This window comes from Corynebacterium stercoris (genome assembly GCF_024160105.1).
Lineage (GTDB): Bacteria > Actinomycetota > Actinomycetes > Mycobacteriales > Mycobacteriaceae > Corynebacterium > Corynebacterium stercoris.
Map to the genome: position 1 here is coordinate 14,722 of NZ_JAMFTQ010000005.1, position 22,460 is coordinate 37,181.

At 67.2% G+C, this 22,460-nt stretch carries 22 protein-coding genes and 1 tRNA gene; 19 read left to right on the forward strand and 4 right to left on the reverse strand.

What is annotated here, in order from left to right; genetic code table 11:
• The first annotated feature begins 5 nt into the window (after positions 1–5).
• Both M5J20_RS05555 and M5J20_RS05560 read left to right on the forward strand, forming a co-directional pair.
• A tRNA-Ala gene (locus M5J20_RS05555) sits at positions 6–78 on the forward strand.
• Between the two features lie 65 nt (positions 79–143).
• Positions 144–656, forward strand: coding sequence for a cation transporter (locus M5J20_RS05560; protein ID WP_253577366.1), 513 nt, complete (start codon positions 144–146; stop codon positions 654–656).
• Positions 657–662: 6 nt separating this feature from the next.
• On the opposite strand, the gene M5J20_RS05565 is transcribed toward M5J20_RS05560, so the two are convergent.
• The gene (locus M5J20_RS05565) at positions 663–2,321 is read right to left on the reverse strand and encodes a thiamine pyrophosphate-dependent enzyme (RefSeq protein ID WP_253577368.1); all 1,659 of its coding nucleotides are present in this window, start codon (positions 2,319–2,321) and stop codon (positions 663–665) included.
• A 33-nt stretch (positions 2,322–2,354) separates the two neighbouring features.
• Complete coding sequence (locus M5J20_RS05570) at positions 2,355–2,957, reverse strand: DNA-3-methyladenine glycosylase I (protein WP_253577370.1); 603 nt, start codon at positions 2,955–2,957, stop codon at positions 2,355–2,357.
• Positions 2,958–3,009: 52 nt separating this feature from the next.
• Between M5J20_RS05570 and M5J20_RS05575 the strand changes: the two genes are divergently transcribed.
• Both M5J20_RS05575 and M5J20_RS05580 read left to right on the forward strand, forming a co-directional pair.
• Positions 3,010–3,417 carry a DoxX family protein gene (locus tag M5J20_RS05575; RefSeq protein WP_253577372.1) on the forward strand — a complete coding sequence of 136 codons (408 nt, stop codon included), beginning with the start codon at positions 3,010–3,012 and terminating at the stop codon, positions 3,415–3,417.
• Entirely contained in the window at positions 3,410–4,036 is a 627-nt protein-coding gene (locus tag M5J20_RS05580; protein WP_253577373.1) for a zf-HC2 domain-containing protein, read from the forward strand. The genes M5J20_RS05575 and M5J20_RS05580 overlap by 8 nt, the downstream gene beginning before the upstream one ends.
• Positions 4,037–4,040: 4 nt before the next feature.
• Here M5J20_RS05580 and pmt read toward each other — a convergent pair whose 3' ends face one another.
• On the reverse strand, positions 4,041–5,636 hold the full coding sequence (gene pmt, locus M5J20_RS05585; RefSeq protein ID WP_437177620.1) for a protein O-mannosyltransferase: 1,596 nt from the start codon (positions 5,634–5,636) through the stop codon (positions 4,041–4,043).
• A 40-nt stretch (positions 5,637–5,676) separates the two neighbouring features.
• On the opposite strand from pmt, the gene rsmI reads away from it, so the two are divergent.
• The 9 genes from rsmI (at position 5,677) to M5J20_RS05630 (ending at position 15,456) form a co-directional block, all read left to right on the forward strand.
• Positions 5,677–6,537, forward strand: a complete 861-nt coding sequence (gene rsmI, locus M5J20_RS05590) for a 16S rRNA (cytidine(1402)-2'-O)-methyltransferase (protein WP_253577375.1) — start codon at positions 5,677–5,679, stop codon at positions 6,535–6,537.
• An 88-nt stretch (positions 6,538–6,625) separates the two neighbouring features.
• On the forward strand, positions 6,626–8,401 hold the full coding sequence (locus M5J20_RS05595) for a BCCT family transporter (RefSeq protein WP_253577377.1): 1,776 nt from the start codon (positions 6,626–6,628) through the stop codon (positions 8,399–8,401).
• 33 nt (positions 8,402–8,434) lie between these two features.
• Positions 8,435–10,270, forward strand: coding sequence for a methionine--tRNA ligase (gene metG / locus M5J20_RS05600; RefSeq protein WP_253577379.1), 1,836 nt, complete (start codon positions 8,435–8,437; stop codon positions 10,268–10,270).
• A gap of 163 nt (positions 10,271–10,433) precedes the next feature.
• Positions 10,434–11,096 carry an HAD family hydrolase gene (locus tag M5J20_RS05605; protein ID WP_253577381.1) on the forward strand — a complete coding sequence of 221 codons (663 nt, stop codon included), beginning with the start codon at positions 10,434–10,436 and terminating at the stop codon, positions 11,094–11,096.
• 38 nt (positions 11,097–11,134) lie between these two features.
• Positions 11,135–12,166 (forward strand): phosphate/phosphite/phosphonate ABC transporter substrate-binding protein, encoded by a 1,032-nt coding sequence (phnD, locus tag M5J20_RS05610; protein WP_253577383.1) that lies wholly within the window; start codon positions 11,135–11,137, stop codon positions 12,164–12,166.
• A gap of 17 nt (positions 12,167–12,183) precedes the next feature.
• Positions 12,184–12,990, forward strand: a complete 807-nt coding sequence (phnC, locus tag M5J20_RS05615; RefSeq protein ID WP_253577385.1) for a phosphonate ABC transporter ATP-binding protein — start codon at positions 12,184–12,186, stop codon at positions 12,988–12,990.
• A complete protein-coding gene (gene phnE, locus M5J20_RS05620; RefSeq protein ID WP_253577387.1) occupies positions 12,990–13,799 on the forward strand; it encodes a phosphonate ABC transporter, permease protein PhnE in 810 nt (269 codons plus the stop codon). The genes phnC and phnE (M5J20_RS05620) overlap by 1 nt, the downstream gene beginning before the upstream one ends.
• Positions 13,800–14,684, forward strand: a complete 885-nt coding sequence (gene phnE / locus M5J20_RS05625; protein ID WP_253577389.1) for a phosphonate ABC transporter, permease protein PhnE — start codon at positions 13,800–13,802, stop codon at positions 14,682–14,684.
• Entirely contained in the window at positions 14,647–15,456 is an 810-nt protein-coding gene (locus M5J20_RS05630) for a MurR/RpiR family transcriptional regulator (RefSeq protein WP_253577391.1), read from the forward strand. Before phnE (M5J20_RS05625) ends, M5J20_RS05630 begins: the two co-directional genes overlap by 38 nt.
• A gap of 6 nt (positions 15,457–15,462) precedes the next feature.
• Here the strand turns inward: M5J20_RS05630 and M5J20_RS05635 are convergent, their stop codons facing one another.
• Complete coding sequence (locus M5J20_RS05635; RefSeq protein WP_253577392.1) at positions 15,463–15,855, reverse strand: DUF3806 domain-containing protein; 393 nt, start codon at positions 15,853–15,855, stop codon at positions 15,463–15,465.
• Positions 15,856–15,867: 12 nt separating this feature from the next.
• Between M5J20_RS05635 and M5J20_RS05640 the strand changes: the two genes are divergently transcribed.
• The 6 genes from M5J20_RS05640 (at position 15,868) to M5J20_RS05665 (ending at position 22,346) form a co-directional block, all read left to right on the forward strand.
• Entirely contained in the window at positions 15,868–16,701 is an 834-nt protein-coding gene (locus M5J20_RS05640) for a TatD family hydrolase (RefSeq protein WP_253577394.1), read from the forward strand.
• A 181-nt stretch (positions 16,702–16,882) separates the two neighbouring features.
• Positions 16,883–18,016 (forward strand): resuscitation-promoting factor, encoded by a 1,134-nt coding sequence (locus M5J20_RS05645; protein ID WP_253577396.1) that lies wholly within the window; start codon positions 16,883–16,885, stop codon positions 18,014–18,016.
• A gap of 22 nt (positions 18,017–18,038) precedes the next feature.
• Positions 18,039–18,887 (forward strand): 16S rRNA (adenine(1518)-N(6)/adenine(1519)-N(6))-dimethyltransferase RsmA, encoded by an 849-nt coding sequence (rsmA, locus tag M5J20_RS05650; protein WP_253577398.1) that lies wholly within the window; start codon positions 18,039–18,041, stop codon positions 18,885–18,887.
• A complete protein-coding gene (locus tag M5J20_RS05655; RefSeq protein WP_253577400.1) occupies positions 18,880–19,854 on the forward strand; it encodes a 4-(cytidine 5'-diphospho)-2-C-methyl-D-erythritol kinase in 975 nt (324 codons plus the stop codon). Before rsmA ends, M5J20_RS05655 begins: the two co-directional genes overlap by 8 nt.
• A 24-nt stretch (positions 19,855–19,878) precedes the next feature.
• On the forward strand, positions 19,879–20,538 hold the full coding sequence (locus M5J20_RS05660) for an exonuclease domain-containing protein (protein ID WP_253577402.1): 660 nt from the start codon (positions 19,879–19,881) through the stop codon (positions 20,536–20,538).
• Between the two features lie 14 nt (positions 20,539–20,552).
• Entirely contained in the window at positions 20,553–22,346 is a 1,794-nt protein-coding gene (locus tag M5J20_RS05665) for an ABC-F family ATP-binding cassette domain-containing protein (RefSeq protein ID WP_253577404.1), read from the forward strand.
• Positions 22,347–22,460: the final 114 nt, after the last annotated feature.

Consider the following 22,460-nt stretch of genomic DNA (forward strand, 5'->3'; position numbering starts at 1 on the left):
TGTGCGGGGCTATAGCTCAGTTGGTAGAGCGTCGCGTTCGCAATGCGAAGGTCAGGGGTTCGATTCCCCTTAGCTCCACAAATTCCCCCTCTCACCAGCGCAAATAGCGCCCGGTGAGGGGGGTTTCCCTTTGGCGGGGTAGCATGTCCCGGCGTGACCGCACAACGGATCCGCCGCGCCGTGCTCATCGTGGCGCTGCTCAACTTGGCCTACTTCTTTGTCGAGTCCTCGAAGACACCGCCATCAACCTGCTGGTGTTTGTCGCCGTCGCGTGGCCGGCCGAGCGCCGCCGCGCGGTGGGTGGCGTACTCGCCGGTTTGATCCTCATCCCGGCCATCGCGGCGATCGCCATGGTGGTGCACAAACTGCTCAACCAGGTCCCGCCGTCGGAAGGCTTGACGGTTACGGCGGTGGGTGCGCTCATCGTCAACCTCATCTGCGCCGTCATCCTCCTGCGCGTGCGCGATGCCGGCTCCTCGCTCACCACCGGCGCGTGGCTCGCGGCGCGCAACGACGCGCTGGCCAACATCCTGATCATCATCGCTGGCCTCATCATCGCCGCGGTGAACTTCTTCGCCTTCAAGGAGGTGTGGGAGGAATCCCGCGAGGAGCACGACTCGGTGGAGGAAGCCTTCGCCGAGATGGACTGCGACTAGCTCCGGTTACGCTTCGGCGCTGCCTTCCGGCGTGGCGTGGTCCTGATCCACGATCACGTGCAGCAGCGCCACCTGGCCGGCCTCGACCTGCTCGAAGGCCCGCGACACGGCCGCAGCAACCTCGTCGTTGCGCTCGATCTTCTCGGCCCATGCGCCCATCGACTGCGCCCACATGACAAAGTCAGGGTTCACCAGCTGCGTGCCCTCCACGCGGCCCGGATACGTCTTCTCCTGGTTCGCGCGAATCGTGCCGTACTGCTCGTTGTCCACCACGACGACCAGCATCGGCGTCTCGTAGCGCACGGCGGTGATCAGCTCCTGGCCGTTCATCATCAGCTCGCCGTCGCCGGTGAACGCCACCACGGTGCGCTCCGGATCGGCGAGCTTGGCCGCCATCGCCGACGCCACCGAGTACCCCATCGCGCCCAGCCGGGTCGCCAGCATGGACGGAAACGCGCGGGTGGGGAAGAAGCGCTGCGGCCAGAAGCAGTGGTTGCCCGCTCCGTAGGTGCACAGCGCCCGGGCATCGAGCTTGTCGACGATCGCTTCCATCACCGCGTACATATCCACCGCACCCTCGGGGAGGTCGGGGAAGCGGGCGTCGGCAGGCGGGATGGCGCTGAAGTCCTCGTGGATGCGCCGCGCCTCGGCGAACCACTCGCTGGTGTCCGGTTTGCCGCCCAGATCGAGGCTGTCCAGCGCCTTGGCGAAGGTGGCCGGGTCCGCGAGCACGTGGTGGGTGATCGCGCCGGAGTTGGCGATCTGGTCCGGGTCGACGCTGATCACCAGGTTCCTGCAATCCATGCCCTGGCGCAGCTCGAAATTGTCCGTGGGCTTGTCCCAAAGTTTGGCGCCGACCTGGATCAAAACGTCGGCACGCTCTAAAAGCTCCGCGGTCTTTTCGTTGCGGGCGGTGCCCAGCCAGCCGGCGTTGGCGGGGGAATCGAAGTTGATCTTGTCGCTGGAGCGCATGTCGTTGAGGACTGGGATTTGGTGCTCCTCGGCGAAGCGCTGCCACGCGTCGGCGGCGTCCTGCGTCCAGCCCTGGCCGCCCTCGAAGATGAGGGGGCGCTCCGCGCCGCGAAGCGCCGACGCCACGGCCTCGAGGTCGCTCGGAGAGACGGCGCCTGCGGCGCGGGTGTGGGGGCCGGAGATGGTTCCGGTGAATTCCTCGGCGATGATGTCCTCCGGCAAGCCCACCACCACGGGGCCGCGGCGGCCGGACGTGGCCAGGTGGAACGCGGCGGCGACGATGCGCGAGGCGCGCTCGGGGGCGTCCACCACGTAAACGCCTTTGGCGATGTCGCCGAACCAGGCGTTCACGTCGAACTCCTGGAAGGACTCGCGGTAGCGGTCCGCGGTGGGCACGAGGCCGACGAAGAGCACCATCGGCGTCTCGTCCTGCCACGCGGTGTAGAGGCCGATCTTGGCGTTCGCCGCCCCGGGGCCGCGCGTGACCATGCACACGCCCGCCTCGCCTGTGGCCTTGCCGTGGGCCTCCGCCGCGAAGGACGCGCCGCCCTCGTGGCGGCACACAATCGCGTCGACGGGGGAGTCGTGCAGGCCGTCCAGCACGGCGAGGAAGCTCTCGCCGGGCACGAGGAAGGCGCGCTTGACCCCGTGGGCCTCGAGGGTTTTCACAATGGCTTCGCCAACATGCGTCATGCCACCCAGGATGCCGACGAATTTTCCCGCGCGCTACACCCACACCCCCGACGCGCCGCGCCGCCAGGTGCCCACCAGGTTGGTGTCCACGATGCCCACGGACTCCATGAGCGCGTACATGGTCACTGGGCCGACGAAGGTGAAGCCCTTGCGCTTCAGGTCTTTCGCGAGCTGCACGGACTCGGGCGATTGGGAGGGCACGTCCGCCGCCGTGAGCGGCACCGGGGTGGTGTCGGGCTGGTAGGACCAGATGAACTCGGCGAGGTTCGTGCCCTCTTCTCGCAGCGCGAGCGTCGCCTTCGCGTTGGTGAGCGGGGCGAGGAGTTTTCTGCGGTTGCGGATCAAGGAAGCGTCGGCAAGCAAATGCTCGATGCCCTCCATGGCGGCGACCTTGTCCGGGTCGAAGCCGTGGAACGCGGCGCGCAGGGCCTCGCGGCGGGTGAGGATGAGCCGCCACGACAGGCCCACTTGGAAGCCTTCGAGGCAGAGGCGCTCGAACATGCCGGCCTCGTCGCGCACGGGCATGCCCCATTCGGTGTCGTAGTAGTGGCGCAGGAGGGGGTCGGTGACAGCCCAGGGCGGGCGCGCGAGTCCGTCGGGGCCGATAACTGGAGTGAGGTTTTGAGAAGCTGTCATACGTATTCGACTCCTCTCGAAGCGGTTTGGTTCCATGAGTAGGCTAATTCGCATGAATAGGCCTGCCGTGCGCGACTTTGCGCTCCTGTTGTTGCGCATTGTGCTTGGCGTGGTGTTCGTGGCGCGCGGCTACCAGCACTGGTTCGGCACCGGCATGCGCGCGTTCGGCTCCGAGCTATCCAAAGCCGGGGTGCCGCAGCCGCAGGTCAGCGCCTACCTCGCCGGCACGGTGGAGTTGATTGCCGGCACGTTTATCATCATCGGGCTTTTGACCACTATCGCGGCCTCGATTCTGGTGCTGCTCACCCTCGCCGCCGGCTACTTCGTGCACCTGGATAACGGCTTTTTCGCCGACACCAGCGGCGTGGAGTATCCGCTGGTGCTGGCCGCGTCCCTGTTCATGATTGTGGTGTTCGGCACCGGCCGCGCCAGCCTCGACGGGGTGCTCACCCGTGATTGAGCACGATCAGATCCAGGCCGCGCTCTCCGCGCGGCTCGACGGGGAGGCGCATTCGCTTGACGACGCAGTGGTGGACGCACACGTCGCCCAGTGCCCCGAATGCAGCCGCTACTGGGAGCGCTCCGTGGCGCTCTCCCGCGAGCTGAAGGCCGCGGAGATTGAGCCGCCGGACCTCGCCGACGTGATTCTGGCCGGGGTGAGCGACCCGTGGCGCAAAATGGCGCAGCGCCGCATGGTCACCCTCGCGATCGGGCGGCTGGCGCTGGTGGCGATGGCGCTGGTGTGGGCCGTGTGGGGCATCGCGCTGATGGCGAACCCCGAGACCACCGACCCGGCGGCGACCTCCTTTGCGGCAGTGCGACTCGGTGTGGCGCTGGCGCTCGGGCTCACCGCGTGGCGCCCGCGCCAGGTGCCGGGCGTGCTGCTCATCGTGGGCACGATGTTCACGTTTACCGCGGGCTTTGCGCTTCGCGACGCTCTTTTGCACTACGGCGAGTATCCCTTGAGCCTCGTCCTTGTACCGCTGGCCACGCTGGTGGCGCTGGTGTGGACGTGGGCCGCCGACCGCGGTATCGAGGTGCGCCGCGCGTGGTCGCTGCTGAACGCGAACCCGCTGTAGATGTTTAGCGCCAGCTGGGCAGCCACATGAGCGACTGGTAGTAGCTCTCCGGCACCATGAGCCCGTAGAAGATCGGGCCCCAGTAGATGAAGCAGGCCGCCACCAGCGCGAGGTAGATAACCACGGCGAACTGGCCGGAGGTGACGGTGGCGTCGGCGAGCTTGCGCAGCCACGGCCACGTGAGCGGCCGGCCCCTCTGCGCGATGTTGCCCAGCGCGAGCGCGATGAGGACTGCGGTGAAGGGCACCAGCGCGGTGGCGTAGAAGAAGTACATCTGGCGGTCGAAGGCCGCGAGCCACGGCAGGAAGCCCGCCATCCAGGCGATGAACGGCACCATCACGCGCAGGTCGCGGCGAGTGATCCACGCCCACAGCGCCCACAGCAGCACCGGCACGGTGAGCCACCAGATGGCCGGGGTGCCGAAGAGGTAGATCATCTCCCGGCAGGTGCCGCCGTTGCCGCACTCAATGTCCGTGGCGGAGTAGTAGAGGATCGGGCGGGCACCCACCAGCCACGCCCACGGCTTGGAATCCCACGGGTGGGAGTGGCCGGAAGAGCTGGTGAGCGAGCCGTGGAAGTTCAGCACGGAGAAGTGGTAGTACAGCCACCCGGCGACCGGCTCCGGCAGGTTGGTCAGCCAGGGCCAATCGGAGCCGGCAATGGTGCCGTCGGCAAGCGAGTGGCGGTACACCGAGGTCTCGGAAGCGAACCACGCGCGCCAGGACCAGATGTAGAGCAGCGCCGGGAGAAGCACGATCGTCGCGAGCGCCGGCGGCACGTCCTTGAGCAGGGCGCCGGCCAGCGGCTTCTCAACGCCGTAGCGCTTGCGCAGCCACAGGTCCCAGAATGAGCCGAGCAGGCCGAAGAAGGCGATGTAGTAGAGACCCGACCACTTCACGCTCAGCGCGAGGCCGAGCAGCACGCCGGTGGCGAAGCGCCACCAGCGGAAACCCATGCGCGGTCCCAGGGGGCCGGCCTTGTCCACCTCGCCGGCCAGCCAGGCGTCGTGCCAGCGGTGGTGGATCTGGCGCATGTCGCCCGCCAGCGTCCACGCGGCCATCACGATGAACAACACCTGGAAAATGTCCAGCATGCCGAACTTGGCGGCGACGAGGAGGACACCGTCGAAAAGCGCGATAATGCCCGCGAAGATGCCGATCGAGGTGGACTGGCTCACCCGCCGCGCCAGCAAAAACACGAAGACGACCACGGCCGCGCCGAAGAGCGCCGTCATGATGCGCCAGCCCAGCGGCGTGTAGCCGAACAACGTCTCACCGGCCGCGAGCAGCTGCTTGCCCAGCGGCGGGTGCACCACTAGGCCATAGCCCGGGTTGGACTCGATGCCGCCCAGTACCGGGTTGAACGAGGAGCGCACCATATCCCAGCCCTGCGGCACGTAGTGCTTCTCATCGAACACCGGTGTGCCGGAGCTCGTCGGCTGCGTCAGGCCCAAAAAGCGGGTGAACAGTGCCAACGCGGCGATGACGGCGGTAGCTACAGAGTCGCGCCTCGTCCACGGCACGGTAACGGGCGCGCCCGGCGCCGGACGCTTCGGGCGGGTGGCGCGGGGCAGCTGGGGCGTGGCGGCGACGGTACTCACGCAGATGGATATTAGCTGCCCTCCCGTACACTCACGGGCTATGGCCTCCGATGCACAGACCACACAGCCCGCGCTGCCCGCCACCGGGGTGGTGCTCGCGGCCACGCCGCTGGGCAACATCGGGGACGCCACCGACCGGCTGCGCGACGCGCTCGCGAACGCCGATGTCATCGCGGCGGAGGATACGCGCCGGGCCCGGGCGCTCGCCGCGGCGCTCGGGGTCGCACCCCGCGGGCGCATTGTGTCCAACTTCGACCACAACGAGGATGCGCGACGCGAGGAACTCCTGCGCGACGCCCGCACCGGCGTGGTCCTGGTGGTCACCGACGCCGGCATGCCGATCGTGTCCGACCCGGGGCTTGCACTCGTCGCCGCCGCGCACGACGCCGGCGTGCCCGTGACCTGCATCCCCGGGCCGTCCGCCGTGACCACGGCACTGGCGCTGTCCGGGCTCAACGTGGGGCACTTCATTTTCGACGGTTTCGCACCGCGCAAAGCCGGCGCCCGCGAGACGTGGCTCGAATCCCTGCGCGGGGAGCGGAGGGCCGTGTGCTTCTTCGAGTCGCCCCACCGCATCGAGGCGACGCTGCGCGACGCGGCGCGGGTGCTGGGGGAGGACCGCCGCGCTGCGGTCTGCCGCGAGTTGACGAAGACCTACGAGGAGGTCAAGCGCGGCACACTCGGCGAGCTGGCGGCGTGGGCTGCGGACGGCGTGCGGGGGGAAATCACGGTGGTCATCGAAGGTGGGACGGCGGAGGCTGCGGATCCGGAGGATTTGGTCGCCGAGGTGCTGCGCCGCGTCGACGCTGGTCAGCGAATGAAAGATGCGGCCAAAGACGTCGCAAAGGAGCACGGCGTGAAGGGCGGCGAACTCTACGACGCTGTCCTTGCGCAGCGGTAGCACAGCTTTCCCCGGTTCGCGGTCCTGGGGTTAGCTCCTGTAACCTGCGGGGGTCATTGATCATCCCTATATGTTTCGAGGAAACTTCATGTCCCAACGTGATGCAACCGAAAAACCGATAGCTACTGACCAATCGGAACCAACCGACCAGACCGCCACCAGCGAACTCGCGTCCATGATCGCCGCCGACCGCCGCGGCGACCTCGCGGAGGCCACACTCCCCGAAGACACTGTGGAGATGCAGTCCGAGGCGAAGGACGCGCCGATCGACCTCGCCATCGTCATCCCGCTCGTGGTCATCGTCGCAGCTGTCGTCGGCTGGGCGCTGGCCACCCCGACCGGCTTCACCGAGTTCGCCGACGCCGCCTTCGCGTGGGTCATGGAGAACGTCGGCTGGGCCTTCATCTTCTTCGGCACCGCCTTCGTGGTGTTCGTGCTCGTCGTCGCCCTGTCCAAGTTCGGCTCGATCCGCCTCGGCTCCAACGATGAACAGCCGGAATTCCGCACCTCATCCTGGATCGCCATGATGTTCGCGGCCGGCATGGGCATCGGCCTGATGTTCTTCGGCGCCTCCGAGCCGCTCGCGTTCTACACCGGCGGCGTGCCTGGCCACGAGCCGAACGAAGTGGGCACTGCCATGGCGCAGACCATGTTCCACTGGACGCTGCACCCCTGGGCGCTCTACGCCATCGTCGGCCTCGCCATCGCGTACTCCACCTTCCGCCTGGGCCGCAAGCAGCTGCTCAGCTCCGCGTTCATCCCGCTCATCGGGCAGGAGCGTGCCGACGGCTGGTTGGGCAAGCTCATCGACGGCTTCGCCATCTTCGCCACGATCTTCGGCACCGCCTGCTCCTTGGGCCTGGGTGCCATCCAGATTTCCTCCGGCCTCGAGGCCAGCGGCTTCGTGGACAACCCCTCGGACAAGCTGATCATCGGCATCGTCGCCGTGCTCACTCTGGCCTTCCTGCTCTCCGCCATGTCGGGTGTGGGCAAGGGCATCCAGTGGCTGTCCAACTTCAACATGGTTGTTGCCGCGCTTCTGGCCATCTTCGTGTTCGTGCTCGGCCCGACCGTGTCCATCCTCAACCTGCTGCCGACTTCCATCGGCATGTACCTGCAGCAGTTCTTCGAGATGGCCGGCCGCACCGCCGAGTCCGCCGACGGTGAAGCCGGCGGCTTCCTCTCCGGCTGGACCATCTTCTACTGGGCGTGGTGGGCGTCCTGGTCCCCGTTCGTGGGCACCTTCCTGGCCCGCATCTCCCGCGGCCGCACCATCCGCGAGTTCTGCCTCGGTGTGCTGCTCGTCCCGTCTGGCCTGTCCACCGTGTGGTTCGCCATCTTCGGCGGCACCGCAATCAAGCTGGAGCAGGAGGGCGCGTCCATCGCGGGCGCCAGCAACGAGGAGCAGCTGTTCAACCTGCTGCACACCCTGCCGGGCGGCTACTTCATGGGCATCTTCGCGGTGATCCTGCTGGGCACCTTCTTCATCACCTCCGCCGATTCCGCGTCCACCGTGATGGCCTCCATGTCCCAGAACGGCCAGTCCAGCGCCAAGCCGTGGCTCGCCGCCATCTGGGGCGTAGCTACCGCAGCCGTAGGGCTGACCATGCTGCTCATGGGCGGCGCCGACAGCCTTAACGCGCTGCAGAGCGTCACCATCGTGGCCGCGTCCCCGTTCCTGATCATCCTGGTAGCGCTGATGTTCGCGATTGTCCGCGACGTGTCGAACGATTCGCTGTACCTCGCGCAGAAGGAGCAGGAGCGCTTCGCCCGCAAGCTCGCCATTGAGCGCCGCGCGCACCTGGATCAGCTCGAGTTCGACGAGCGCCGCCGCCAGATGGCGCGGATGCTGAAGCGTCGATAAGCGCCCAAGCCCCCATAACTTATGCTTGGGGGCATGAGTGCATCCCAAAACGTTCTTGTCTGCGTCGCGTGGCCGTATGCGAACGGCCCGCGCCACATCGGCCACGTCGCCGGGTTCGGCGTGCCGTCCGATGTGTTCGCCCGCTACCAGCGGATGACCGGCAAGAACGTGCTCATGGTCTCCGGCACTGATGAGCACGGCACCCCGCTGCTGGTGCAGGCGGACAAGGAAGGCGTGACCGTCAAGGAACTCGCCGACCGATACAACGCCCAGATTGTTCAGGACCTGGCGGGCCTGGGCTTGAGCTACGACCTGTTCACCCGCACCACCACCCGTAACCACTACGCGGTGGTGCAGGAGCTGTTCCGCGGCCTCTACGCCAACGGCTACATGGTCAAGGAGACCACCCAGGGCGCGATTTCCCCGTCCACTGGCCGCACCCTGCCGGACCGCTACATCGAGGGCACCTGCCCAATCTGCGGCGCCACCGATGCCCGCGGCGACCAGTGCGACACCTGTGGCAACCAGCTCGACCCGGCCGACCTGATCAACCCGGTGAGCAAGATCAACGGCGAGACGCCGGAATTTGTGGAGACGGAGCACTTCCTCCTCGACCTCCCCGCGCTGCACGACGCGCTCGAGGCGTGGCTGTCCACGCGCGAGGAGTGGCGCCCCAACGTGCTGAAGTTCTCCCTCAACCTGCTCGAAGACATGCGCCCGCGCGCCATGACGCGCGACATCGATTGGGGTATCCCCGTGCCCGTCGAGGGCTGGGAGGACAACCCGGGCAAGAAGCTCTACGTGTGGTTCGACGCCGTGGTGGGCTACCTGTCCGCTTCCATCGAGTGGGCGGCTCGCTCCGGCAACCCGGACGCGTGGAAGGACTTCTGGCAGGACCCCGCCACCGAGGGCTACTACTTCATGGGCAAGGACAACATCACGTTCCACTCCCAGATCTGGCCCGCTGAGCTGCTGGGTTACGCGGGTCTCGGCTCCAAGGGTGGGGACGAGGGCCCCCTCGGGCGCCTGAACTTGCCGACGGAAGTGGTCTCCAGCGAGTTCCTCACCATGTCCGGCTCGAAGTTCTCCTCCTCCAAGGGCGTGGTGATCTACGTCAAGGACTTCCTCGCCGAGTTCGGCCCGGACCCGCTGCGCTACTTCATCGCCGTTGCCGGCCCGGAGAACAACGACACCGACTTCACCTGGGACGAGTTTGTCCGCCGCGTGAACAACGAACTGGCGAACGGCTGGGGCAATTTGGTCAACCGCACTGTATCTATGGCGCACAAGAACTTCGGCCAGGTACCGGTGCCGGGCCCGCTCGAGGAGGCGGACGAGCGCATCCTGGCGCTCGCCGAGTCCACTTTCGAGTCTGCAGGCGCAGACCTGGGCGCGGCGCACTTCAAGAGCGCCATCACCAAGATCATGCACGTCGTCGGCGAGGCGAACGCCTACATCGCCGAGATGGAGCCGTGGAAGCTGGCCAAGGACGAGGCCCAGCGCGAGCGCCTGGCCACCGTGCTGTGGACGGCGCTGCAGGTCGTGTCGGACTGCAACACCATGCTCACCCCGTTCCTGCCGCACACCGCGCAGCGCGTCCACGAAACCCTCGGCCGCGAGGGCGTGTGGGCCGCGGAGCCGCGCATCGAGGAGGTCGTCGACGACGCCGAGTTCGACCTCGTCGGCGTCGGCCTGCCCGAGCAGGGCCAGACCTACCTGACCATCACCGGTGATTACGGCGCGGAGCAGGCCGAGTGGGGCCGCGTCGAGGTGGTGCCGGGCACGGAGCTTGCGAAGCCGCAGCCGCTGATTGCCAAGCTCGATCCGGAGCTCGGCGAGACCGGTCCCGAATGGGCGCCGGTGCAGTAACTACAAGAACATCTATCAGGAGCCGCTCGCTTGTCGACGGCTCCTTTATGCATTTCACCTAAAATTTTATGCATTTCACCTAAAATTCACATTGCGTGGACGGAGTGTTCACATTGCATAGTTATTGTGAACGCATCGTCCAAGTTTGAGGGAGACCGTAGAAGTGACTCGCAGTGTGATCTTCGACTTCGATGGAACGCTCGCCATCGGGCACGGGCCGGTGGTGGCGTACGCCAAGCAGGTGGCACCGTCCGCTGGCGCGGACTTCGTCCAGCGAGTTGAGGAGGCGCTGCGCACATTCGATGCCGGCCGTTCCACCTACCGCGATGGTTACCACGTCGTGGGGGAGCTGGCCGCGCAGGACGGGGTTTCTTCCGGGACGATGAACCAGGCCTACCAGGCCAGCCGTGAAATCTTGGGCACCGCGGAAGCGCCCGTTGCAGCACCCGAAGGCCTCGCCGGCCTGCTGGAAGCGCTGCGCGAGCACGCGGAGCTGCACCTCGCAACAAACGCGCCCGGAGTCGGAGTCGAGCAAGTCCTCGACTCCTGGGGCGTGCGCCACCTCTTCGATCACCTGCATTTCAGCGTCGGCAAGCCGGATGGGCTTTACCCGATCTTGCGCGAAGCCCTCCAGCTGGGGCCGGTGATGGCAATCGGCGACATCGTCGAATTCGACCTGCAGCCGGCGATCGACCTCGGAGCGGATACCGCCCTCGTCGGCGCAACTGCTGCAGAGTCGGACGCGGACGTGACGCTGCGCGGGGAAACGCTCAACGATCTTCGCGGCGAGCTTGTCACCTGGGCTGCGCAACCCCCCACCCAGTAACCCTCCCACACCACGCCCCACCCCGAAAGGTCAAACCCATGCGTAAGTCTGCTCTCGCCCTCGGCGCGCTGGTCACCACCGCGGCGCTTTCCCTCACGGGCTGCTCCTCCGACTCCAACAGCGACGCCACCAGCGCCACCAGCGCCGCCGCCGACGACAAGGCGAACTGGCCGAAGTCCATCACCATCTCCCTCGTCCCGGCCACCGAAGGCGAGAACCTCGCCGAGGCGCTCAAGCCGCTGACCAGTTACCTCTCCGAGAACCTCGGCATCGAGGTCAACGGCGTGGTGGCGAACGACTACGCCGCGACCGTCGAGGCCATCGGCGCGAATCAGGCGCAGGTGGCCATCACCGACGCCGGCTCCCTGTACAACGCCATGAAGCAGTTCGACGCTGAGCTGCTCCTGCGCGATGTCCGCTTCGGCGCCACCTCCTACGCCTCCGTGGCCTACACGAACAACCCGGACAAGTACTGCAAGGATGAGCCGGTCATGGCCACCTACGAGGCCTCCAAGACCGAGTTCAAGTACTGCAACGGCATCGAGAAGGCCGGCGAGACCGCCAGCGGCCAGGGCCCGGCGGCTACCGACGCACTGAAGAACATCGAGCCGGGCACCAAGGTCGCCATGCAGGCAGCCACCTCCCCGGCCGGCTACCAGTACCCGATTGTCACCCTCGAGGATGAGGGCGTGGACGTGGACAAGCTCACCCAGGTTCCGGTGCAGGGCAACAACAACGCCATGCTCGCCGTCCTGAAGGGCGATGCCGAGGTCGGCTTCGGCTACTGGGATGCCCGCGCGTCCATCATCAAGGAGGCCCCGGAGGCCGCCACTGACATGGTCGCTTTCGCATACACCGAGATGATCCCGAACGGCGGCGTGGTTGTGGCGAAGAGCCTGCCGGAGGACCTTAAGGCCAAGCTGGCTGAGCTCATGGACACCTACGTCGATTCCTCCGACGAGGCGAAGCAGGTCATGCAGGACCTGGTCGGCCTGACCGACTGGACCAAGGACACCAACCAGGCTGAGATCGAGCGTTACGGCGAGATCTACACCCGCTTCAAGTCCTAAGCGCCTAAGGAACCGACATGCAGCAAGATCGTGCCGGCCGCGCCCGCGAACCGTGGCCCATCGTGCTCGAGAACGTGTCAGTGACCTACCCGAACGGGACCCAGGCACTGAAAAATGTCTCGCTGAACATCGAACCTGGCGAGATGGTCGCAGTCGTCGGCCTCTCGGGTTCCGGCAAGTCGACGTTGATCCGCACGATCAACGGGCTGGCTGAACCCACCGCCGGGCGGGTCAGCGTTGGCCCTTACGTCATCAATGAGCTCAAGGGCAGGCAGCTCCGCGAGGCGCGGGGGCAGATCGGCATGATCTTCCAGCAGTTCAACCTGGCGGAGCGCACGGACGTGTACCACAACGTCCTCGTCGGCAGCTTCGCCCGCAACCCCTGGTGGCGCACCCTCTTCGACCGGCCGACCGAGGAGGACAAGGAGCTCGCGCTGCATTCCCTGGACTCCGTCGGCATGCTGGAGAAGGTCTGGGCGCGCGCCGGGGCGCTTTCCGGCGGCCAGAAGCAGCGCGTAGCCATCGCGCGGGCGCTCACCCAGCAGCCAGCTGTCATGCTTGCCGATGAACCCGTCGCCTCCCTCGACCCGCCGACCGCCCACTCGGTGATGGCCGACCTCATGCGAATCAACCAGGAGCAGGGCTTGACCGTCCTGGTCAACCTGCACGTCATCGACCTCGCCAGGCAGTACACCACGCGGCTGATTGGCCTGCGCCAGGGCGAGCTCGTCTACGACGGGCCCACCGCGGAGGCCACGGACGCCGATTTCGAGCAGATCTACGGCCGCCGCGTCCAGCCCGGCGATGTGGTGGGGAAGCACTGATGACCGCGCCGACTAGGCGGCTGACGCTGCCCGAAAAGCCGACCAACCGCACGCGGGCGTTGCTCATTGTCGCCGCTTTCGTCGCCTTCACCGCGCTTACAATGACGCCGCAGATCGGCGGCATCAATGTCGACCTCCTGTCGATCGCGCAGAACTGGCGCAACGGCGCTGAGAAGCTCCTGCAGATGCTGCAGCCGAACTTCGCGTTCTTGCCCCGCACGGCGCGCCCGATGCTGGAGACGCTGCAAATGGCCGTCGTCGGCGCAGTGCTCTCCGCCGTCGTCTCTGTGCCGCTGACGCTCTGGGCAGCGAGCCCGACCAACCCGAACAGCATCGGCCGCACCGTTGTGCGCACGCTGATCAACATCATGCGTTCCGTGCCGGACTTGGTCTACGCCTCGATTCTCGTGGCCATGGTCGGCGTTGGCGCGTTGCCCGGCGTGATCACCCTGTTCCTCTTCGACCTCGGCATCGTGGTCAAGCTTGTCTCCGAGGCGATTGACTCCGAGGACCACGCCTACATCGAGGCCGGACGCGCAGCTGGCGGCACGCAGTTCCAGATCAACCACACGATGGCGCTTCCCGAGGTCATGCCGCTGTTCATGAACCAGTGGCTCTACACCTTGGAGCTCAACGTGCGCGTCTCCGCGATCCTCGGCCTCGTCGGAGCGGGCGGCATCGGCCGCCTCCTGGAAGAGCGCCGCTCCTTCTTCGCGTACGACGACGTTTCCATCATCATCCTCGAGATCCTCGTGGTTGTGGTGCTGGTGGAGATGCTGTCGAACTGGCTGCGAAAGAGGCTGGTCTAAGTGTCGTTGCAACTCCCTTCGAAACCACGGAAAACGTACGAGACGATCATCTCGGTAGTCATCGCCCTAGTCATACTCGCTTCCTTCGTCTCCCTGCGCATCACGTGGAGCGATCTGCCCCAGGTGCCCGCCCAGGTGTGGCACTACCTTAAGCTGATGTTCGAGAACCCCGACTGGTCGCGCCTCCCGCGCGCACTGATGGAGATGTGGCGCTCCATCTCGATGGCGTGGATCGGCATGATCGGCACCGTGATTCTCTCGATCCCGCTCGGCATGCTCGCCGCCCGCGGGGTCGGACCGGCGTGGCTCCGGGCGCTGTTGCGCGGACTGTTCGCGGTGATCCGCGCGTTCCCGGAAGCCGTCGTGGCGATCATCCTGCTCACCGTCACTGGCCTCACGCCGTTCACGGGCGCGTTGGCGCTGGCAATCTGCGGCATCGGCCAGCAGTCCAAGTGGGCGTACGAGACGATCGAGTCACTTCCGCCGGGTCCCGCCGAAGCGGTCCGCGCAGCCGGCGGCACCACCGCCGAGACGGTGCGCTGGGCGCTGTGGCCCCAGGCCGCTCCGGCTCTGATCTCGTTCGCGCTGTACCGCTTCGAGATCAACATCCGAACCTCCGCGGTGCTCGGCATGGTCGGCGCCGGCGGTATCGGCGACATGTTGTCGAACTACACCAACTACCGTCAGTGGGACGTGGTCGGCATGACGCTGATCGTGATCATTGTCGCCACGATGATCGTCGATGCAATCTCCGGCGCCATCCGCCGCCGGATTATGAGAGGAGCTACCGTCCGTGCCACCGTCGCCGAGCCCGGAAGCGATGCCGAGCGTGAGGATCGCCGCCGCGATGTCCTCATTGCAGCCGAAGGAACGGGCGGTCGCTGAAGCCATTAGCGCCGACCCGGCAACGGCCGTGGAGATGACGGCGCAGCAGCTCGCGGACCACGTGGGCGTGAGTCGCGCCAGCGTGGTCCGCACCGCGCAGAGCCTGGGTTACTCCGGCTTCCCGCAGTTGCGGGTGGCGCTGGCGCAGCAGATCGCCGGCGCGCCGCAGGCTTCCGCAGTGAGTGGGGAAGGATCACCGCTGGATACGCTGCGGCACAACGTAGCGGAGTTCTCCCGCCGCCTCCACGCATCCTTCGCCGCGCTCGACGAGGCATCGTTCTCCCGCGCGGTGCACCTCCTCGACGCCGCGGATCGGGTGCTCGTCGTGGCGAACGGCCTTTCCGCCCCGCTGGGCCTCGACCTCACACAGCGGCTCATCTCCGCCGGCCGCCCCGCAGAATTCCACGCCGACGCGATGACGCAGCGCATCGCCGCGCACTCCCTCGGGGAAGGGTCGGTGTGCTTCGTCTTCTCAGGTTCTGGAGCGAACCGCGCCACGCTCGATGTCGTGGCGCAAGCCCGCGCAAGCGGGGCGGCCATCATCGCGGCCACGTCCTTCGCCCCCTCGTCGCTGACCGATCTCGCCGACGTCGTGCTGCTCGTCCCGCCGGTGGATCCTTCCTTCCGTGCGGAGTTGTTGCACACCTCGCGCGCGGCGCTCATGGTGCTTACCGAGCAGCTGGTTGAGGCGCTCCACGCCGAGCGCGGCGAGCGCAGCACAAGGTGGCGCGCGGCGGTGCTGGACTTGGTCAGCGAATCCCTGGAGGGCTAGCCCGAACTACAAAAACTGCCCGATGAACGTCGTGAGTTTCCCGGGCTCCTCGTCCTCGAAGCGCTGATCCACGACGATGAGGGGAGCGGTGTACTTCTGGTCCGCGCCGCCGGCGTCGCGGACGACGACGAGGTCGGTGCCGTAATCGTCGATAAGCAGCTGCCACGTAAACCCCTCGCGGACCAGGGCTTCACCGAGTGCGGTGCCGTAGAGGCGCGCTGTCTCGCCGCGCGGGTAAGAGCGGCGCACGTCGGCCGGGAGTGCGAGGTAATCGGTGAGTTCCGCCTCGAACTGGCCGACGACGTCGGTGACTGCACCGCCGATGCCGCGTCCGGCAGCCTCGGCGAGGTCGCTCTCCAGCTGGCGGCGGGTAGCGGAATCCAAATCTGTGAATGCCATAGGGTTGATCCTATGAGCAAGAAGCCGCGCCCCACGCCCGTGCCCGCCGAACGCGTTGACGGGCTGATCGACGCCCACACGCACCTTGCGTCCTGCCGGGCTCGCTCGCCCGAGGAGGTCGACGCGATTGTGGCGCGCGCCGCCGACGCGGGTGTCGCGCGGATCTGCACGGTCGGCGACGGCCTCGAGGAAGCGGAGCTCGCGCTCGCTGCCGCGCACTTCGACGAGCGCGTGTACGCCGCATGCGCCATCCACCCCACCCGCGCGCACGAGCTCGACGACGCCGCCCGCGCCCGCCTGACCGAGATGGCGGCCGACGAGCGCTGTGTGGCGATCGGGGAGACCGGCATCGACACGTACTGGCTGCAACACGATGCCGAGGGCACAGCGCCGCTGAACGTGCAGGAGGAGGCGTTTCGCTGGCACATCGATCTCGCGGTGCAGACCGGCAAGGCGCTCATGATCCACAACCGCGAGGGCGACGCGGAGATCATGCGCATTCTCGCCGACGCGCCGCGGCCGGAACACGTGATCCTGCACTGCTTCTCCTCGCCGCTGGATGTGGCGCGCGAGGCGCTGGACCGCGGCTACGTGCTCAGCTTCGCCGGCAATGTCACGTTCAAGCGCAACGAGGAGCTGCGTGAGGCGGCGGCGCTCGCGTCTGCGGGGCAGTACCTTATCGAGACCGACGCGCCGTACATGACGCCGGAGCCGTTCCGCGGCGCGCGCAATGAGCCGGCGCTGATCGGCCACACGGCGAATGTGGTCGCCGAGGCGCGCGGAATCACCCCCGAGCAGGTGGCGCAGGAGGTCGGCGAGACCTTCAGCAGGGTCTACGGTTTGTAGTTTCTGGACGCACGGGAGGGGCTTCAGAGGCGCATGTGAATCGTGTGCCGAATGTGACGTGCTTGCCGGCACGAACCTCGGCAACGGCCTTGTCTTCACCGTTTCGTTACCGTACCGTGACCAGGGTTGGATCGTTTCCCGGTCCTGGACTGTTACAGAACTTGCAAGGATGCGCCTCCCTATGTCCCGTCAGATCAAGCGGATCAACCCGTCCACCACCTCCATGCCGAAGCGCGTCGCCGCGGGCGTCGTCGCCGGCGCGGTGATCGTCGGCGGTGCCGGCACGGCGCTGGCAGCCCAGAAGAACGTCACCATCGACGTCAACGGCGAGGCGACCCACATCAAGACGTTCTCGGGCAACGTAGAGGGCGCGCTCCAGGCCGCCGGCGTGCAGGTCGGCGCGCAGGACCTTGTCTACCCCGCCCCTGCCGACGCGCTGGCGAACGGCGACACCGTCACGGTGCGCACCGCGAAGCCTGTAGCTGTGGTCATCGACGGCGTGACCCAGCGCCTCACATCCACCGCCGCCACCGTCGGCGAGCTCATGGAGGAGGCGGGCATCGACGCCGCAGCGGCCACGGACATCGATCGCGCCCAGCGCGTCACCGAGGGCCTCAGCATCGACGTGACCACCCCGAAGGTGGTCGCCATCACCGACGCGGGCCACACCAACTTCACCACCGAGACCGCGAAGACCGTCGGCGCCCTGCTGGCCGCCCGCGGCATCGCCGTGGATTCCGACGACCGCGTGAACCACCCGCTCGATGCGCCCGTCACGCCGAATATGGACATTGTCATCGACCGCGTCGAGGTAAAGCGCACCTCCGAGATCGTGGCCGTGGAGGTCGCCCCGAACTACGTCGACGACCCGAACCTGGAGGCGGGCACCGAGGAACTGCGCGAGGAAGGCGCGCTCGGCGAGACCGTGTTCTACTACCGCACCACCTACGTCAACGGCGAGGTCGAAAACCAGGAGACCGTCGGCGAGCAGGAGACCCGCGCGCCGAAGGCGGCCACCATCGCCCGCGGCACGAAGCAGTCTGCGCCGTCCGCCCCAGCCGTGGCCGGCGGCTCCGTGTGGGACGCGCTCGCCGCGTGCGAGTCCGGCGGCAACTGGGCGATCAACACCGGCAACGGCTACTACGGCGGCCTGCAGTTCTCCGCCTCCACCTGGGCGGCCTACGGCGGCACCCAGTACGCGCCGACCGCGAACCTGGCGACCCGCGAGCAGCAGATCGCCATCGCGCAGCGCACCCAGGCATCCCAGGGCTGGGGCGCGTGGCCGGCGTGCACCGCGGCGCTGGGCATTCGCTAGCCGACGTTTAAACTGGGCACCCATGAGCGATTCCCACCTCCTGGGCCCGGTCGAGATTCGTGAGCTCGCCGCAGAGCTCGACGTCACGCCGACGAAGAAGCTCGGCCAGAACTTCGTCCACGATCCGAACACGGTGCGCCGCATCGTCGCCGCCGCGGATCTTGCGCCCGACGACGTGGTTATTGAAGTCGGCCCGGGTCTCGGTTCGCTGACCTTGGGGTTGATCGATACCGCCTCGCAAGTCATCGCCCTTGAGATTGACCCGCGCTTGGCGGGTCGGCTGGAAGCGACCGTCAGCACGCGTGCGCCCGAGTACGCCGAGCGCCTGACCGTGATCAATATCGACGCGCTTAAGGTCACGCGCGAGCACATCGACGCGACGCCGACCGCGCTGGTGGCGAACCTGCCCTACAACGTCTCCGTGCCGGTGCTGCTGCACCTCCTCGCCGAGTTCCCCACGATCCGCCGCGTGCTGGTCATGGTGCAAAAAGAGGTGGCGGACCGCCTGGCCGCGCAACCGGGGTCGAAAATTTACGGCGTGCCCAGCGTGAAGGCCGCGTTCTACGGCGACGTGTCGCGCGCGGGCACCATCGGCAAGAACGTGTTCTGGCCGGCGCCGAACATCGAGTCGGGGCTCGTGCGTATCGACGTCAGCGACGAGCGTGACCGCGCGCTCCGCAGTGCCGTCTTCCCGCTGGTGGACGCGGCCTTCGCCCAGCGCCGCAAGACGCTGCGCTCCACACTCGCCGGCGTTTTCGGTTCGCCCGCGGCCGCCGAGGAGGCGCTGCGCGCGGCGGGCATCGACCCTGGCCTGCGCGGCGAGGCGCTCAGCGTGGACGACTTCGTCAGGCTGGGTGAGCAGCGTGGATAGCTTCGGCGAGGTTTTCGCGGCGAGCGCGCCCGCGAAAGTGAACCTGCACCTCGGCGTGGGCGAGGCGCGTGCCGACGGCTACCACGACCTGGTCACCGTCTTCCAGGCCGTGGACCAGCTCGACGACGTCAAACTCGTCGTCGAGGCGCACACCGCCACCGAGGGCAGCGTGGTTAACGCGATCTATACGAACCTCCTCATGGACATCGAGGTCGCGGAGGACCTGGACACGCCGTCCAACCTCGCGTGGCGCGCCGTCGACGCCGCCGTCAACGCCTTCTGGGCCGAGCACCCCGGCGCGGCGCTGCCGCGGATCCGCATCGAGGTCACCAAATCCATCTTCGTCGCCGGCGGCATGGCGGGCGGTTCCGCCGACGCCGCCGCCGCGCTCGTGGCCGCGAACGCATACCTCGAGCGTTTCGGGGGCTCGGCGCTTTCCGACGACCGCATCCTCGAGATCGCCAAGACCCTCGGCGCCGACGTGCCGTTCGCGCTCATGGGCGGCAACGCGCTCGGCACCGGCCGCGGCGACGAACTCGTGGAGATGCTCGGCCGCGGGGAGTATTGGTGGCTGTTCATCAACCCCGGCACATCGATTAGCACCGGCAAGGCCTTCGCTCTGCTGGACGACATGCGCCACGACAACCCCGCGCTGGTCCCGCACCTGGACACCACCGCAGTGGCCCAAGCGCTCACCTCCGGCAATCCCGCGCAGCTGGGTGCCGCGCTGCACAACGACCTGCAGCCCGCGGCACTGAAGATGCGCCCGCAGATCACACGCATCATGGCGCTCGCCGAGGCGGCTGGCGGCCGCCCGATAGTCTCCGGCTCGGGCCCGACCATCGCGGTGCTCTGCGACGACGAGCAGCACGCCAAGCGCGCCTACTACGCCATCAACCCACACCTCAGCGAGGGCATGGACATCCTCCTGGCGAAGGGGCCTGCGGAGGGCGCAACGCTGCTGTAGCCGAACGGGTGTACGATTCGCGGCATGGCCCTCATCGATTCGCTGCGCTACTACCTCGACGGCACCACCGCGGAGATCGAGCGGCAGCTGCCCGAAACTGCGGCGGGGAAAGGCAAGGCGGCGAAGTACCTGCCGTCGGTAAGCGAACTGCTCAAAGGAGAGTACGTCACCGTCGACTTCGAGACTGCGAACCGCGTCGGCGGGGCGTCCGCGTGCCAGGTTGCGCTGGTGAAGGTGCGCGACGGCGAGCTGACGGGGCAGATCTGCACGTACCTGCGCCCGCCGGAGGAGCACATCGCCTTCGAATTCAGCCACATCCACGGCATCTACCGCGGCGACGTGGAGGACGCGCCGAGCTGGTTCGACATCGCCGACGAGGTGGTCGAATTCGTCGGCGACGCTCCCGTGTACGCCCACAACGCCACCTTCGACGCGGCTGTGTGGAGCGGCCTCGACCGCTACTTCTTCACCGGCACCATGCCGAAGCGCCTTTACTGCACCGCCCGCATGGCCCGCCGCCTGTTGCCGGAGTTGCCGGACCACAGGCTGCCCACCGTCGCCGCGTATTGCGCGCCGGGCTTCCAGCTCGCCCACCACCGCGCCGACTCCGACGCGCTGGCCTGCGCGCACATCGTCGCCCAATTCCAGCGCAGCCGGGAGCTGCACCCGCTCTTGCCTGCGTAGAATGAGCACCCGCTATGGCTAACCTGATCAACCTCGAAAACGTCTCCAAAACGTGGGGGCTGAAAACGCTGCTCGACGGCGTCTCCCTCGGCGTGCAAACCGGCGACCGCATCGGCATCGTCGGCGTCAACGGCGGCGGCAAAACGACGCTGCTGGAAGTGCTCACCGGCATCGAGCCGCCGGACGCTGGCCGCGTCTCGCACAACTCCTCTTTGCGCATGGCGGTGGTCACCCAGCGCTTCGAGCTTGACGACGCGTTGACTGTCGGCCAAGCAGTCGTCGAGCCCCTGGGGTTGCAGACCTTCGAGTGGGCCTCCAATGCCAAAGTGCGCGAGGTGCTGCAGGGTACCGGGGTCGCTGCGCTCGGCCTGGACACCCCCGTCGGCCAGCTCTCCGGCGGTGAGCGCCGCCGCGTGAACCTCGCCGCCGCGCTCGTGCAGGACCTGGACCTGGTGGTGCTCGACGAGCCGACCAACCACCTCGATGTGGAGGGCGTGCAGTGGCTCGCCGACCACCTGCTTTCCCGCAAGCTTGCCGTTGTGGTGGTCACGCACGACCGTTGGTTCCTCGACACCGTGGCCACCCTGACCTGGGAAGTGCACGACGGCCAGGTCGACGTGTACGAGGGCGGCTACAACGACTGGACCTTCGCCCGGGCCGAGCGCGCCCGCCAGGCCGACGCGGTGGAGCAGCGCCGCCGCAACCTCGCCCGCAAGGAACTCGCGTGGCTGCGCCGCGGCACCCCGGCCCGCACCTCCAAGCCGCGCTACCGCATTGAAGCGGCCGAGGCGCTCATCGCCGACGTACCCGCTCCGCGCGATTCCGTCGAGCTCATGGCGTTTTCTAAGCAGCGCCAGGGCCGCGTGGTGATTGAGCTGGAGGACGCGCGCATCGACGCCCCCGACGGCCGCACCCTTGTCGACCACCTCACCTGGCGCCTCGCCCCGGGCGAGCGCATCGGCTTGGTCGGTGTGAACGGCTCAGGCAAGACGACGCTCTTGCGCACCCTCGCCGGCGAGTACCCGCTGGCGGCCGGCAAACGCATCGAGGGACAGACCACCCGCATCGGCTGGCTGCGTCAGGAGCTCGACGACCTCGACCCGACCCGCCGCGTCATCGACGCCATCGAGGACGTGGCCACTTACATCGAGCTGGGCAAGGGCCAGCTGTCCGCTTCCCAGCTCGCCGAGCGGCTCGGCTTCTCTCCGAAACGCCAGCGCACGCCGGTGGGCGACCTCTCCGGCGGTGAGCGGCGCCGCCTGCAGCTCACCCGCGTGCTCATGAGCGAGCCGAACGTTTTGCTGCTCGACGAGCCGACGAACGACCTGGACATCGACACCTTGCAGGAACTCGAAGACCTGCTGGACAACTGGCCGGGCACGCTCGTGGTGATCTCGCACGACCGCTACCTCATCGAACGCATCGCCGACGTGACGTATGCACTGTTCGGCGACGGGCAACTGACCAACCTCCCCGGCGGCATCCAGCAGTACCTCGACCGGCGAGCCGCGGCCCAGGGGCAGGCGGGGGTGCTGGATCTTGGAGAGGAGAAAACAAACGGCGTCAAGCAAAAGGCAATTTCTTCCCAGGAGGAACGGGAGCTGCGCAAGCGGATGAACGCGCTGGAGAAGAAGATCGAGAAGGTGGACGCGCAGGCAGAAGCGCTGGAGGCCGAGATCGCGGCCTTGTCCGAGGCCGGGGATTTCGCGGCGATCGGGGAGAAAAACCGGGAGCTTGCCGACGCTCGTGAGGCCCGCGACGAGCTGGAAATGGAATGGCTTGAAATTGTGGAGCGACTGGAGGGTTAGCTCGGCTAACATAACCCGGGTCACATTCACTACATGTTGAAAGGGGTGTCACTTTGACCTCTCCAGACCCGGCTTCGCGCGGTGGTTCTACCGCTGTGACCTCGGATTCCTCCA

Excerpts from the sequence above, each read along its gene's own strand:
- M5J20_RS05570 (WP_253577370.1), bottom strand. The coding sequence starts at position 2,957 with ATGACAGCTTCTCAAAACCTCACTCCAGTTATCGGCCCCGACGGACTC.
- M5J20_RS05660 (WP_253577402.1), top strand. The coding sequence starts at position 19,879 with ATGGCCCTCATCGATTCGCTGCGCTACTACCTCGACGGCACCACCGCG.
- M5J20_RS05565 (WP_253577368.1), bottom strand. The coding sequence starts at position 2,321 with ATGACGCATGTTGGCGAAGCCATTGTGAAAACCCTCGAGGCCCACGGG.
- phnD (WP_253577383.1), top strand. The coding sequence starts at position 11,135 with ATGCGTAAGTCTGCTCTCGCCCTCGGCGCGCTGGTCACCACCGCGGCG.
- metG (WP_253577379.1), top strand. The coding sequence starts at position 8,435 with ATGAGTGCATCCCAAAACGTTCTTGTCTGCGTCGCGTGGCCGTATGCG.
- rsmA (WP_253577398.1), top strand. The coding sequence starts at position 18,039 with ATGAGCGATTCCCACCTCCTGGGCCCGGTCGAGATTCGTGAGCTCGCC.
- M5J20_RS05640 (WP_253577394.1), top strand. The coding sequence starts at position 15,868 with ATGAGCAAGAAGCCGCGCCCCACGCCCGTGCCCGCCGAACGCGTTGAC.
- M5J20_RS05560 (WP_253577366.1), top strand. The coding sequence starts at position 144 with ATGTCCCGGCGTGACCGCACAACGGATCCGCCGCGCCGTGCTCATCGT.
- M5J20_RS05635 (WP_253577392.1), bottom strand. The coding sequence starts at position 15,855 with ATGGCATTCACAGATTTGGATTCCGCTACCCGCCGCCAGCTGGAGAGC.
- M5J20_RS05665 (WP_253577404.1), top strand. The coding sequence starts at position 20,553 with ATGGCTAACCTGATCAACCTCGAAAACGTCTCCAAAACGTGGGGGCTG.
- M5J20_RS05630 (WP_253577391.1), top strand. The coding sequence starts at position 14,647 with ATGTCCTCATTGCAGCCGAAGGAACGGGCGGTCGCTGAAGCCATTAGC.
- phnE (WP_253577387.1), top strand. The coding sequence starts at position 12,990 with ATGACCGCGCCGACTAGGCGGCTGACGCTGCCCGAAAAGCCGACCAAC.
- M5J20_RS05575 (WP_253577372.1), top strand. The coding sequence starts at position 3,010 with ATGAATAGGCCTGCCGTGCGCGACTTTGCGCTCCTGTTGTTGCGCATT.
- rsmI (WP_253577375.1), top strand. The coding sequence starts at position 5,677 with ATGGCCTCCGATGCACAGACCACACAGCCCGCGCTGCCCGCCACCGGG.
- phnC (WP_253577385.1), top strand. The coding sequence starts at position 12,184 with ATGCAGCAAGATCGTGCCGGCCGCGCCCGCGAACCGTGGCCCATCGTG.
- M5J20_RS05645 (WP_253577396.1), top strand. The coding sequence starts at position 16,883 with ATGTCCCGTCAGATCAAGCGGATCAACCCGTCCACCACCTCCATGCCG.
- M5J20_RS05595 (WP_253577377.1), top strand. The coding sequence starts at position 6,626 with ATGTCCCAACGTGATGCAACCGAAAAACCGATAGCTACTGACCAATCG.